General features: G+C 61.1%; 7 protein-coding genes. 3 read left to right on the plus strand and 4 right to left on the minus strand.

The window, feature by feature from the left end:
- Nucleotides 1-238: 238 nt before the first annotated feature.
- Complete coding sequence (locus tag NP945_RS17835) at nt 239-1072, plus strand: NAD-dependent epimerase/dehydratase family protein (protein WP_256747098.1); 834 nt, start codon at nt 239-241, stop codon at nt 1070-1072.
- Here the strand turns inward: NP945_RS17835 and NP945_RS17840 are convergent.
- Complete coding sequence (locus NP945_RS17840) at nt 1028-1891, minus strand: ATP-dependent DNA ligase (RefSeq protein ID WP_256747099.1); 864 nt, start codon at nt 1889-1891, stop codon at nt 1028-1030. The two genes, NP945_RS17835 and NP945_RS17840, sit on opposite strands and share 45 nt — an antisense overlap.
- A 347-nt stretch (nt 1892-2238) precedes the next feature.
- Nucleotides 2239-2382, minus strand: coding sequence for a hypothetical protein (locus NP945_RS17845; RefSeq protein WP_164762814.1), 144 nt, complete (start codon nt 2380-2382; stop codon nt 2239-2241).
- Between the two features lie 455 nt (nt 2383-2837).
- Between NP945_RS17845 and NP945_RS17850 the strand changes: the two genes are divergently transcribed.
- Nucleotides 2838-7862 (plus strand): autotransporter domain-containing protein, encoded by a 5025-nt coding sequence (locus tag NP945_RS17850; RefSeq protein WP_256747100.1) that lies wholly within the window; start codon nt 2838-2840, stop codon nt 7860-7862.
- Nucleotides 7863-8174: 312 nt separating this feature from the next.
- Here the strand turns inward: NP945_RS17850 and NP945_RS17855 are convergent, their stop codons facing one another.
- Together NP945_RS17855 and NP945_RS17860 are read right to left on the minus strand one after the other, a co-directional pair.
- The gene (locus NP945_RS17855) at nt 8175-9968 is read right to left on the minus strand and encodes a PAS domain S-box protein (RefSeq protein ID WP_256747101.1); all 1794 of its coding nucleotides are present in this window, start codon (nt 9966-9968) and stop codon (nt 8175-8177) included.
- 458 nt (nt 9969-10426) lie between these two features.
- Entirely contained in the window at nt 10427-11488 is a 1062-nt protein-coding gene (locus NP945_RS17860) for an aromatic ring-hydroxylating dioxygenase subunit alpha (RefSeq protein ID WP_256747102.1), read from the minus strand.
- Nucleotides 11489-12285: 797 nt separating this feature from the next.
- On the opposite strand from NP945_RS17860, the gene NP945_RS17865 reads away from it, so the two are divergent.
- Entirely contained in the window at nt 12286-13473 is a 1188-nt protein-coding gene (locus NP945_RS17865) for a magnesium transporter (RefSeq protein ID WP_127332122.1), read from the plus strand.
- The last annotated feature ends 511 nt before the right edge of the window (nt 13474-13984 follow it).

Below are 13984 nucleotides of genomic sequence, written 5' to 3' on the forward strand. Positions count from 1 at the left end.
CCTTGCCATCGAGTTCGCGCAGTTCCTCGTTTGCCTCCGGTCTGGTGCTGCACCTTTTTGGGGTTGCTTTCGACGACCACGGTGCCCGATGCGATCACGGCCCCGGCGAGCGAGGTCGTTGCGGCCAAAGCGCCGACGCGCCGACAAGCACAACGCAGACTGTCAGCCACAGCAGGGCTTTGCCCGGATGCCTTCGCCGGATTTCTCCGGAGCGCACACCGAGCCGGAACCTGGAAGTTTGAACGGCGAGATCATTTCGGCCAAGGAAGACAGCATGTCTTCCAGCTATATGAGATTGTGCTTTTCCGGGGAGAGGACCAAGTTATCGGGAAAGGGCGTGGTCGGCTATCGAATCAGTGCTCAAACTGCGATGGAAATCCCGCAACTTCAGATGCCGATGATCAGACCTCTCAAACGTTCTACGCAATCCCAACAAGTGCTGGTTACGGGAGGTTCCGGCTTCCTCGGTATGTACTGTATTTTGCAGCTGCTCGATCTTGGATACCGGGTTAGATGCACTGTACGCTCGCTGACACGCGAACCAGAAGTTCGTCGTACACTCGAGCAGATGGGCGCATCATCAATTGGCGCTTCTCTTTCCTTCATCGAGGCAGATTTGAGTGCCGATCCCGGCTGGGATGATGCCGCCGCCGGTAGCTCCTACGTGCTACATGTCGCCTCTCCATTTGCCGTTGGACAAAAGGATGGCAATATTGACACCATCGGCATCGCCAGATCTGGCACACTACGAGTGTTGCGAGCAGCACATGAAGCGAAGGTTAAACGGCTGGTGATCACATCGTCATTCGTTGCCATGAGTTACGCTCGCGATATGGACACCGCTGAATTCACTGAGGCCGATTGGAGTGACTTGAGCATTCCCACTCTTACCGCCTACGTCAGATCGAAGACGTTAGCCGAAAAAGATGCCTGGGATGATCGCTACATCCCGACAGTCGAACCCGCCACAGGCGCCGGCCACCCCTCGCACCGGTCGATTCCCGAGATGTGCATCGTGGGCGATGCGTCATGCCTTTGCCTCCCGGATCGCCCGCAGCGTGGCGTGGCGTAGTTTATTTTCGCGCTTAAGGGTCTTCACGCGTCCGACAAGGCCAGGTTTGATCCATTCGGCATCGGGCTTGTCGGCGCCCCTCGGTGGCGAGCCTTTCCCCTCTTGCACCTTGGCATAGAGGCGTTCCCGCATGGCTTTGGTCAGGGCGATGTTTGCCGAGCCGACGTAGCGGCGTTCCGCATCGCGGGTTGCCATCAAGGCGAGTGGAGCCGAACCGGGCGTTCGCTGCACGCCTGCAACTTCAAAGTCGACTTCCTCACAGCATTTCGTTTTCACCCAGGCTTCGGTGTCGCCTGACCGATAGCTGCTCTCTTCCCGCTTCGACACCATGCCCTCTAGGCCAATCCGATCAACCGCGGCATAAAAGTCAGCCCCGCCGCCATGCACATGGTGGCTGTACTGGATCACGCCTTTAGCGGTGCCGACGAGTTCGAGCAGCTTTTCCCGACGTGCCAGCAACGGTTCGCGACGCAGATCGATGCCGTCATGGTGCAGCAGATCGAAGGCAACGAAGATGATCCGATCCGGCGCCCATCGCATCGCCGACCGCAGCGAATGGAAATCCGACACGCCTTTCTCGTTAAGGACGATTGCCTCGCTGTCGATGATTGCCGACTTCGGAATGGTTGCCGCCGCCTCGACAATCGTCTTGTACGTCGATGACCAGTCGTAGCCCCTTCGCGTGATCGCTCTGGCCTTGCCGTCCTCAACAATCACCTGGGTACGATAGCCGTCATATTTGATTTCGTGAATCCAGTTGTCCCCTGTCGGCGGCACCTCGACAAGCGTGGGGAACATCGGCCGGATGAACTTCAACATACGCAAACTCCGACTGACCGAGTTTAAATTAGATTAAACTAAAATGGTTGCAAAGGAACGCACCAGACGCTTGGGCAGCTCCGGGGCACATTGAGGAGCGTCATCTTGATCCAGCGGCTGCAATCGCTGGAGCGCCACCTGGCCGGCGTCAAGGAACGATTCCGCCCTCCCGGTGTTTCAATCTCATGACAAACATCACGAAAAGCCGAATCGCGATGGCGGCCGAAGTCGCAAGTGTCAAGCAGCGCCTCAAACGGGACGAACTCGCGATTGAGCGCTCGGAAAAGATGGTGGCCCAAAACATCGAGCGGTCCGGCAGGATTCGGCGTCGAGCGCCGCCACCTAGATTAGCATCGTGTTAAAGCCACTCGAATGTGGCCAAGCACCACTTCGCCGATCTCGCTTTTGTCGGTCTTCTTCAACGTCAGCGCGAAGACCACGGTCTCGCGCGCTGGCATGTGCGGGTAGAGCGCATGGTTCGGGAACACCATGGCGAGGTCGCGCGACTTCGGCGCAACGTCGACGGGCCGACCAGGATGACGAATTCACCTGACCTCATGTCGACTGACACGCCATGAATAACTCGGACCGTGCCATAGGCTTTCTCGATACCTGATGCGGTGAGCGCACTCATGCGCCTTTGGCCTTAGAAAGAGACCTTGTCGCTGCCTTTCAGCCTCAAGAGACAGCATTGCAAGCCTTCGGCAGAGCAGAATCAGCTTGGGCAACGGATCGGTCCGTTGGCAAATTCGGGTCCGATGTCGGCCTCGCGCGGACCTTTGACCAAATCGGCGCTCGCCGTAGTCGCAACGGTTGCGCCGAGGTGCTTGGCAAGCTGGATCGCGACACCTCCCCGCCGCTAAATTGAGCCATGTTGTGCCCTGTGGCCTGGGTTGTGTTGGCCATGCGAACGTGTAAGTTGTAGCTAATTTAGGGGTAGGGTGAAATGGAATACGGTTCCAGGAAGGTCACCCTGTTGGGCGGCCTGGCATCGACCAGGCGGATCCGGATGCTTCTGGCTTCCACGGCGGTCGCGACCAGTCTCGCAACGCTGGCGACAGGCATTCCCGCTTCGGCCCAATCCGTGTCGATCTCCGGCGACGTGGATCCGACCCCCGCCGCATCGCCCAATTGGAACGTAGGGGGCCAGCTGTTTGTCGGCAAATCCGGCACCGGCACGCTGGACATCGAAGCCGGCGGCACGGTCGCCAGCACATTCGGCTTTGTCGGTCGTGACCCTGGCTCCATCGGCACGGCGACTGTGACGGGCACCGGCTCCACCTGGACAAACAGCGGCGAGCTCACTGTCGGCCTTTTCGGCAACGGCACGCTGAACGTCGAGGACGGAGGCAAGGTCACCGACTTTAACGGCTACATCGGATATCACTCGGGTTCTACCGGCACGGTGACGGTAACCGGCGCGGGCTCCACCTGGACGAACAGCGGCTGGCTCTTTATCGGCTATGCCGGTGGCGCCGGCACACTGACCATCGCGGCCGGCGGCGTGGTCACCAACACGGCGGGCTCCATCGACTCCGGCACGGCGACGGTGACGGGCGCCGGCTCCACCTGGACGAGCAGCCTCGATCTTACTGTCAACGGCACGCTGAACGTCGCGGCCGGTGGTGCCGTAACCAACAAGCAGGGCTTTATCGGCAATGGCTCGGACTTCTCCGGCACGGCGACGGTGACGGGCACCGGCTCCACCTGGACGAACAGCGGCGAACTTTATGTCGGCTTTAACGGCGGCGCGACGCTGAGCGTCGAGGACGGCGGCGCTGTCAGCAACACGAATGGCTATATCGGTACTTTCGCAAGCTTCACCGGCACGGCGACGGCGACGGTGACGGGCGCGGACTCCACCTGGACGAACAGCGGTGCACTTTATGTCGGCAGTTCCGGCACCGCGACGCTGAACGTGGAGGCCGGCGGCGCTGTCAGCAACACGGACGGCTACATCGGGGTTTTCGCAAGCTCTACCGGCACGGCGACGGCGACGGTGACGGGCGCGGACTCCAGCTGGACGAACAGCGGCGACCTTTATGTCGGCCGTTCCGGCACCGGCACGCTCGACGTCGAGGAGGGCGGCGCCGTCACCAACGCGGTCGGCTACATCGGATACGACGCTGGCTCCACCGGCACGGCGACGGTGACGGGCGCGGACTCCGCCTGGACGAACAGCAGCGAACTTTATGTCGGCCGTTCCGGCACCGGCACGCTCAACGTCGAGGATGGCGGCGCCGTCACCAACACGGTTGCCTACATCGGATTTAACGCAGGTTCCACCGGCACGGCGACTGTGACGGGTACCGGCTCCACATGGTCGAATAGCGGCGTACTCTACATAGGCAGTAGCGGTGATGGTACGCTCAACGTCGAGCACGGCGGCGCCGTGACCAACACGGTCGGCTACATCGGATACCTCGCTGGCTCCACCGGCACGGTGACTGTGACGGGCGCTGGCTCCACCTGGGCGAACAGCAGCGAGCTTCTTATCGGTCGTTCCGGCAACGGGACGCTGAACGTCGAGGATGGCGGCGCCGTCACCAACACGGTCGGCCGCCTCGGATTTCAGCCGGGTTCCACGGGCACGGCCACGGTAACGGGCGCGAACTCCACCTGGACCAACAGCGGCGACCTTTATGTCGGCGATTTCGCCACCGGCACGCTGACCGTCGCGAACGGTGGCCTGGTCAGCGATGCTACAGGGGCTATCGGAGTGACCTCGAGCGGCACGGCCATTGTAACGGGCGCCGGCTCCACCTGGAAGAACAACGGCACGTTCTATGTCGGTTATGGGGGCACTGGCACGCTGACCGTCGCGGATGGTGGCGCAGTGAGCACCGGCAATGGGGCAGGCATTGCCCATATCGCCGTTCAGAGTAGCTCGACTGGCACCCTCAACATCGGTGCGGCCGCTGGGCTGCCGGCCGTCGCGCCAGGCACGCTGCAGGCTGCGGAGGTTCGCTTCGGCGCGGGAGCGGGAACTCTCACCTTCAACCATACCGGGACGGGCTACACGTTCTCTCCGGCGATCACCGGCGCGGGGGCCATCGGACAGGTCGCGGGCACGACGATCCTGACCGGAAACAGTTCCGGATTCACCGGGACGACGACGATTTCGGGCGGCGTGCTGCTGGTAAACGGAACGCTTGGCGATTCGAGTTCCTCGATCGACGTCCTGACGGGCGGCACGCTCGGCGGCTCGGGCACGGTGGGCACGACGACAGTCGCTTCGGGTGGCACGATCGCACCGGGCACCTCGATCGGGACGATGACGGTGAACGGCGACATGACCCTGCAGCAGGGCAGTCGTCTGGCCTACGAGGCGGCAGCACCGGGCGCGGATTTTACGACCGGTCAGGCGGATAGCGTCATGGTCAACGGAAACGTGACGCTCAACGGAGCCGTGCTCGATGTCGCCAATGCTGGCGGCTTCGGCCCCGGTCTTTACCGTATCGTCGACTACACGGGCACACTCACCGAGAGCAACGGCGGACTCACTCTGGGCGCCGTTCCGCCCGCATCGACGCTGTCGATCCAAATGCTGACGGCCGACAAGCAGATCAATCTCATCAACACCACCGGCCTGACGCTGAACCTTTGGAACGCCAACGGCCAGGCCGACGCCACCCACATGGGCGGCGGCGCTGGCAGTTGGTCGAACATGGCGCCGAATTGGACCGATGCGACGGGTGCGCTCACGGCGGCCATGCAGCCGCAGCCCGGTTTCGCCGTCTTCGGCGGCGAGGCAGGCACCGTAACGGTGGACGGCAGCGCCGGCGCAGTCCAGACGACCGGCATGCAGTTCGCGTCGGGCGGCTACGTGCTCACCGGCGACACGCTGACGCTGGTGGCAGACGCCGATCATCCGGCGCCGGTCGAAGTGCGCGTCGGCGATGGCAGCGCCGCAAGCAACGGTTATGTGTCGACCATCTCCAATGTGATCGCGGGCACCGATGGATTGCGCAAGACCGGCGCGGGCACGCTGGTGCTTTCCGGAACCAACATCTATTCGGGCGGCACTACCATCGAGGCCGGCACGCTTGCGCTCTCGGGAGCGGGCTCGATCGGACCGGGTTCGCTGCAGATCGATGCCGGCGTATTCGACATCAGTGGTATTGGCGCTCTCGACATGACGATCCACAATCTTAGCGGCTCCGGCGGCACTGTCCAACTGGGCACCAAGGCCTTGACGATTGTCCAGGACCAGGATGGCAGCTATGGCGGCATCCTTTCGGGCACCGGCACGTTCATCAAGACGGGTGCGACATTTTCCTATGATGGCGACGGTTCCGGCTTCACCGGCACCACTTCCGTGGCCGGCGGCACCCTCCTCATCGGATCGGACGACGTACATTCCGGGGCAAGGCTCGGCGGCAACCTTGATGTGACGAATGGTGCCGTGCTTGGCGGCCACGGGACGGTCGGCTCCGGGGCTGGCAGCGTGGTGACTGTTCAAAGTGGCGGCACACTGGCGCCAGGCGCCTCTATCGGCACACTAACGGTTGACGGGGATCTCGTCTTCAACGCTGGCGCCAGCTTGCAGGTCGAGGTCGACCCGGCCAGCAGTTCCAGCGATCTGGTTCACGTAACCGGCGCGGCGACCATCGGCGGCGGCTCTGTCGCCCATATTGGTGTCGACGGCGGCTACAAGCCGTCTTCGACCTATACGATCCTCACCGCCGACGGTGGCGTTTCGGGTCAGTTCGACAGCGTGACTTCGGACTTTGCCTTCCTTGATCCGTTCCTGGCCTATGATGGCGACGACGTGAATCTGACCCTAAATCGCAACAACGTTGCCTTCACCGACTTTGCCCAGACATTCAACCAGAAGAGCACGGCCGGCGTGCTCGAGACGCTCGGATCGCTGAGCGCGCTCTACCAGGCCGTCGTTGTTCTAGCCAATGACGACGAAACGGTACGCCAGATCTTCGACCAGTTGTCGGGCGATGGATATCCCAGTGCCAATGGCGTCCTGGTGGAGGATAGCCAGCACGTTGCCGAGGCCGTCAATGCGCGCATCCGTTCGGCCTTCGGCACGGTCGCGGCCAGCGATGCGCCTGTCATCGCCTATGGCGAGGTGGCGCAGGGAGGCAGCAAATCCAATGAAGCCATCCATGGCATGCTGTTGCCGGCCACCACGGATCGCGCCGCCGCCTGGGCAACCGCCTTCGGCTCATGGCGCGACAATGACGGCGATGGCAATGCTGCGCCGATCTCGTCTTCCACCGGCGGTTTCCTCACCGGCATCGACAGCGCCTTCGGCGATAACTGGCGGGCAGGCGTCATCGCCGGCTTCAGCCATTCGAGCTTCAATGTCGATGATCGCGCGTTCTCGGGCGACAGCCAGAACTGGCATCTCGGCCTCTATGGCGGTGGCCAATGGGGCGCTTTTGGCCTTCGCGCCGGCGCGGCCTACACCTGGCACGACATCTCAATGGGCCGCCACGTCGCCTTCGCCGGCTTGGATAACAGTCTGAGCGCCGATTATGATGCCGCCACCGCACAGGCCTTTGCTGAGATCGCCTATGACCTGAAGGCCGGGCAGTTCGGTTTCGAACCATTCGCCGGACTTTCTTACGTGACACTCCACACCGACGGCTTCAGCGAGACAGGCGGTGCCGCGGCCCTGACGGCGTCCAGCACCAACACCGATGTGACGTTCACCACCCTCGGCCTTAGGGCATCCAGCAACTTCGATCTCGGCGGCACCGCTGTCACGGCGCGCGGTACACTTGCCTGGCGCCATGCATTTGGCGACGTTACACCGATCTCCACCTTCGCCTTCGCTGGCTCCGACACGTTTGCCATCGCCGGCGCCCCGATCGCAAGGAATGCAGCGTTGATCGAGGCCGGCATCGACGTCGCACTCAGCCCCTATGCGAAGCTTGGCTTCGCCTATCAGGGCCAGTTCGCATCGGCCATGAAGCAAAACGGCTTCGATGCAAATCTGATGGTCAAGTTTTGAGGGACCTAAGGCGAGGCAGAGATCCATTCGCCTGCCTGCGATAACAGGTCACTTTCTAGTAAGCAAGAAGCTGACCGTCAGCCCGCGGCCCATGACAACGAGCTCAGGTGACTGATCTAACATCGGAAGTGACGCCGGCTTTTTGTGACAAGTCGCCTCAGGCATGGGACGACATGACCGATTTGAAGGTCAGGGCGGCAACACTGGGGTTTCCCGCCTCGATAAAGGTCGCAGCAAGCGAATCTACTGGTGACCGCCCGACCAGGGCGCCACAGATGAAGGCAAAGGCGGCCGAGGTCGAAACGTTGACGGCTAGCCCCTGTTTGCAACGGCCGGCTCCACGGCGGTCAACGGGGCTTCCAAGCTCCAGGTGACCCCATGCGGGCCGTGCTCAAGCTTTCCCTGTCCCCCCACTGCCGCAGGTGCCACCCGCTTCAATACCACGGTTCCAAAGCCGCCCTGTCCGATGCTCTGAACTTCCGGCCCATCGGTTTCAGCCCAGGTGAGATGGAGGAGCCTCGAAGCACCGGACCCGGTAATGGTCCATATGACTGAGATCTGGCCCTTATCCGCTGAGAGGACGCCATATTTGGCCGAGTTGGTAGCCAGTTCATGGAAAGCGATCCCGAGATACTGCACCGCATTGGCATTGAGGACTAACAATGGGCCCGACATGGCGATAACGTCTCCCCGTGGGAATGGCTGGGCTTGCGCCGCCAAAAGGTCACTGATCGTGGCGCCCTTCCAGTCCGCCGCAACCAGCAGGTCGTGGGAGCGCGACAGCGCCATGATGCGCTCGCGCACCTGGTATTCAAATTGCTTTGGCGTCTCCGATCGCTTGTTGGTCTCACGGATCATCGACAGGATGACTGAATACTGGTTTTTCACCCGGTGATTGACCTCGCGCATCAGCATGTGGATGCGTTGCTCGCTTTCCCTCGCCAACGTGATGTCCCGGGCAATCTTCGACGCGCCGACGATTTGCCCGGCTGCGTTACGCACGGGCGATATCGCCAGCGAAACCGGAACCAGGCTGCCATCCCTGCGCTGCCGTGTGGTTTCGAACGGTTCGACGCGTTCGCCACGCCGAATGCGTTCGAGGATACGAGGTTCCTCGTCCTGGTGGTTATCCGGAATCAGCATCGTCACCGACTGACCGATCGCTTCGTCAGCGGTATAGCCGAACAGCCGTTCGGCGCCCTGGTTCCAGCTCTTGATGATGGTGTTGAGATCCTTGCTGACAATAGCGTCGAACGAGGATTCCACAATCGCTGACAGATGCTGCTTGGCCTCTTCGGCACGTTGGCGGTCCGTCAGGTCCAATAGCATGTTCACGGCACCTATCAGGGTGCCGTGCTCATCCCGCAGCGGCGTGGGATAGGGCAGGAACGGGAAAAAAGATCCGTCCGGTCGCTGCGCCACGGCCTCCTGGTTGCGGACCGGCCGGTTTTCGTTGAGAGCGATCGCCATTGGGCACTCGTCGTGGGGCAGTTCCTTGCCGTCGGCAGTGAACAGCTTGAACGTCACGCACCATTTGTCCTTGCCGACGTTAGGCTCCCGTCCTGCCAGCTCGGCAGCAGCGCGATTATAATAGGTTATCGTACCGTCTTGGTCAGTTGTGTAGATGGCGACCGGAAGGGCGTCGAGGATCTGGTGATAAGTATTGTCTTGATGCCTCAGTTCGGTGCGGGCTCGCTCCAAGTCGGTCACATCGACTGTGAAGCATCTGGTGTTGATTAGCTTGCCGTCACGAAAATGGCCGCTCGAGGTGATTTCGACATGCTTGATGGCTCCGTCGCGGGCTCTCAGACGCGCCAGATATCTCGCGATCTTTTCGCCCTTGGTGAGGCGTTCCAGAATGTCCTCGATGACCGGCCGGTCGGGGTAGAAGTCGGCGATGTGCCGGCCGACATAGTCTTCTGCGGGATAACCGAGGAGGTCGAGCTCAGCTGTGTTGGCGTGCAGAATGATGCCATCCTCGCTCACCAGATGGAGAGCAACCGCGCCGTTCTCGAAAAAATCCTGATAATCAAAATTCGGACTGTCAGTGCCGGACATTTCCGGGTTCTTGAAGGCGACAACGTTCGCCTGCGGCAGTTCATTCATATTTCTGGCCCCGATATCAATTCAACCAGCTGTAACGTAGCTTGTGCCGGTATCGTTCCAAAGTCGCCGTTTTCGGGTGTGTTGCACGGCCGGCCAGCTTACCATTCTTATCGCACGCGACTTCATGCCAAGTCCTTGGTCGCTTACCACGAAACCTTGATCGCCCGGGCCAGAAGATCACCGGATAGCTGTGCTCGGCCGGCCGTGCGACTGGTTTAACGCAGGGGTTGCCGGAGCAGCAGCCGCGCCTCACGGAATCGGTGCCGATCGGGCCAATCAGCTCCAGCCCGCTAAACTTGGTCGTCAAAGCCGCGTGCGCCGATCTGCTCTCCGCATTGAGCGAGCTCCGATTGCCACGACGCTCGTAACTCGTCTTACCGTGCCCGCCCTATTCGACTGGGCCGGAGGGCTCTCGTGCCGGCGCCGAGCTATCCGGCGGACAAGGACGCCAGGGGCGCTCACAGCCCCAGTGCCGCAGCGACACGTTCCTGGAAATACTGCACTCCCCGCTCATGCCGCCCCGAGAGCGGGCCGGAGCTATAGGCCCCTGCGGCATAGTTGCGATGCGTATCGGCGCAGATGGCGTAGTCCTCGAGTACCACGGCCAGAGTGCCTTGCACAGATTTCGCCCTGCTCTCGGATGCTTCTGCAGCGATATCGGCAAAGAAGAAATGGTAATGCTGGTCTGTGTGATGCGGTGAGGTCGGGTTGATCCGGCTAACGTTCATGCCGCCATCGAAAAGCGATAGCGTCCAATTCGGCCACATCCAAAGCCATTTGCCGCGATAGAACAGACCGTCTTTCGGCGGTGCGGTCATCCGGACATAACCGGGATGGGCGGTGGTCTGGAAAGCTTCGAAGTCGATGGCAGCGTAGAACGAGGGATGTGTGCCAGGGATGTGGTAGCCTTCGACGAAATTGTCGGTGTAGATCTTCCAGTTCGCCGTAAAGCTGACGGTGGCCTGATCGGTGGCGGCATAGGTCTCCAACGGCTCGTCCGCCAGTTCGTCGGGCAGAGAGCCAAGTTGATCCAGAAGACTTTCCTTCGGGTCGAGTGCCGCGAAGAGCAGCCCGCGCCATTCCGACAACTGCACCGTCTCCAGCGGCCAGTCTTCGGCGATGATCGCGGGATCCTTGCCATACCATGGGGCCTGCACCAGCCGTCCGGTGTCGGCGAAGGACCATTTGTGATAGGGACAAACGATCAGCCCACATTTGCCCGCGCCATCGGCCAGAAGTTTCGCCCCCCGGTGGCGGCAGACGTTCTTAAATCCGCGCAAGGTCCCGTCCCGGCCCCGGATGGCAAAGATCGGCGTGCCGGCGATGTCGATGGCAAGGTATTGACCGGACGTCGCGACCGAGGCGACAGGCCCCATGAACTGCCAGGTGTGCGCGAAGATGCTGCACCGTTCCTGCTGCCAGATATCATCGCGTACATAAAGCGACGGGTCCAGGTTCAGGTATTGCACAGGCGGAGTGTCGAGTGGCAGCTGGTCGGGCCGCAAGGGGTCTGGCGTCATAGGCTAACCTCCAGTTGCGGCAATCCTGTCGTAAGCGGGGCGGCATCGCAAGAGAATTGGCTCTGCTGCGCACAGCCTGTAAGCCGGCGTGCAATTTTGCTCTAAAGCAGATTTGCTGGAGTGGCGGTCGTTTCCAATTCGCCGACCTAGTTGTCGACCGCGATCATCACGTGGGATGCTTAACCGCAGCACAGGTCCCAGGTCGACTTCGAGCCCAGTTGGTCGTCCGCCTGGTGGACGGCGGGTATCAGAATAGTGCCGTTCGCTCGCGAACGACGGGGGATGGAGTCGTGAGCTGACGAGAGAAACTTTGCCCGAGGACGCCAAGCTAGAACGGCAGCTTACCGCCGAGCGTTCGGCACGCCGAATCCTGATGTTGGCTTAAGCGTATCTCAGACATTCAGTCTGACCAGACTTTTGCGAATGGCGTCTTTGCGCTTCGTCTCGGTCATTGAGATATTAGCAGCCGCTTCCAAGAAGCAGACATCACAGTGACCGCGCCATAGCTCTCGATGCGCAACGATATCAGACTCTCCAACCCGCCATTGCCCACATGCATTTCCCAGGACGGCCATTGATCGCTCAGGCAGGAATTCCGGACCGGTCCGGATCACCCAGGTGAGATGGCGTCTGCCGGGTCGACGCTTGCGTCAGGCGGCGTATCTCAACTCGTTTTAGGCCGCAGTAACTTCGAGAGCCAAGGCGGACTGCTGGGGCAGGAAGAAGCTGGGTATTTCCACACTGGTGCGATCCGGTACTTAACATATTATGTGACCTTCAACTGGGGGTTATAGCGAATGAAAGATGAGACCGGCGTTCAGAAGTTGGTGCGCACACTGCGTGCCCGAGCACCCGACGACGCAGCTGAATTGCTGGCCAGAGAGTCTCCCGAGTTCATCCGCGACACACTAGAGCTGTTGCCAGAGGGGCACGCCCGCAAGGTGGCCGAGCATTTGCCATCGCATATGCGGCCCATCAGGCCCCCTGACGATGGCGAGGATTTCGCGATCCCCGAGTCGCTTGTCGAGGTAATGGACCCGATTTCCGCCAGCGTTCCTGTCGGGACGACGGTTGCTGCCTCGGTGGAAGCTGTCAGACGCGCCCAGGTGCCGACCGAACTCACTTATCTCTACGTCACGGACGAGGGCAATAAACTGGTTGGCCTGGTGGTCCTGCGCGATCTGATGCTGAGCGAACCGGACGCCATTGTCGACCAGATCATGCTGCCCAAGCCGTTCGCTCTTGATGTAGGTCTCTCTTTGAGCAACGCCTGCAAGGCAGCGGTACGGCGTCACTACCCTGTCTATCCGGTGGTGGACGCGGAGAACCGGCTGCTCGGGCAGGTTCGCGGCTGGCGCTTGTTCGAGCAGCAAGTCATTGAGATTTCCGCTCAGTCTGGCCAAATGGTAGGTGTCCAGAAGGAGGAGCGCTCTTTCACGCCGCTGTTTTCAGCCTTCTTGAAGCGTCATCCGTGGCTGCAGTTGAACCTCCTGACGGCCTTCATGGCCGCATTCGTGGTCAGTTCGTTCACAGGAACCATCGAGAAGATCGTCACGCTGGCGGCATTCCTCCCGGTCTTGGCCGGGCAGAGCGGAAACACGGGCTGCCAAGCACTGGCTATGACGCTGCGTGGCCTTGCGCTGGGGGATGTGGACAAACGACCGAAGCTGCACTTGGTGGTGAGAGAGGGCGCGCTCGGGATCGCCAACGGCTTGCTTGTCGGCCTTCTTGCGGCTGCGGCGATGTGGTTCTACGCCTCGAGGCAACCGGAGTCGGCGGCCCAAGCGCCCATGTTAGCACTTGTGATCCTGCTTGCCATGTCCGGATCGTGCCTCATGTCTGGAATCTCCGGCGTGCTGATCCCGTTGGGCCTGCGCCGGGTCGGCGCCGACCCGGCGGTCGCTTCGGCGATCTTCCTCACCACCTTGACCGATATTGTAGGCATGGGCCTGATGCTGGGGCTGGCCACCATACTCGTGCTGTAGCGAGGTACGTTCCTGGGAAATTGGGGCAACAAGCTGATCTCGTCGCGTTCAGCGAATTGCGAGAGCCAGGCCGCATCGCGCAATCGTGAGAAGCACCCTCCGGCAGCTCTCTGACCCCTTGCGCAACGCGCCGGAAGACCTTTGGATAGGCCGTGGATGACCTTGAAGCCTATTCAGTGACCAGAACACGCGCAGAATCGCGCAAGCAATATTAACCTCGTCGGTTTGCGATCCGCCACTCAGGATCTGGTTGTTTGCTACTGGTGCCGAATCCTTCAATTACGTCCAGCAACTCCAAGCAGACGTTTTTGCGACCAGCGCAGCCAAAAATAGGAATAAGCCTGTTAGCTTGTTGCGCAGCTGCAACAGCTGCTGAGGCTCGCGTGATCTGGTGGCAGTTCAGTCGCCTTTTTTCTTGTAGTCATGCGATTCCTTCGCACTAGTCCGGTCGGGGTGGGTTCTCGGCATGCAATCTTCGTCTCGCACGATTTTCGGCTTCGCCGCAGCGCTG

Origin of the sequence: Mesorhizobium sp. LMG17149 (genome assembly GCF_024518695.1) — a bacterium.
Classification (GTDB): domain Bacteria; phylum Pseudomonadota; class Alphaproteobacteria; order Rhizobiales; family Rhizobiaceae; genus Mesorhizobium.

What these genes read in the sequence shown, in the direction of transcription:
- NP945_RS17840 (WP_256747099.1), bottom strand. Translation starts at nt 1,891, where the DNA reads ATGTTGAAGTTCATCCGGCCGATGTTCCCCACGCTTGTCGAGGTGCCG.
- NP945_RS17845 (WP_164762814.1), bottom strand. Translation starts at nt 2,382, where the DNA reads ATGGTGTTCCCGAACCATGCGCTCTACCCGCACATGCCAGCGCGCGAG.
- NP945_RS17850 (WP_256747100.1), top strand. Translation starts at nt 2,838, where the DNA reads ATGGAATACGGTTCCAGGAAGGTCACCCTGTTGGGCGGCCTGGCATCG.
- NP945_RS17855 (WP_256747101.1), bottom strand. Translation starts at nt 9,968, where the DNA reads ATGAATGAACTGCCGCAGGCGAACGTTGTCGCCTTCAAGAACCCGGAA.
- NP945_RS17860 (WP_256747102.1), bottom strand. Translation starts at nt 11,488, where the DNA reads ATGACGCCAGACCCCTTGCGGCCCGACCAGCTGCCACTCGACACTCCG.
- NP945_RS17865 (WP_127332122.1), top strand. Translation starts at nt 12,286, where the DNA reads ATGAAAGATGAGACCGGCGTTCAGAAGTTGGTGCGCACACTGCGTGCC.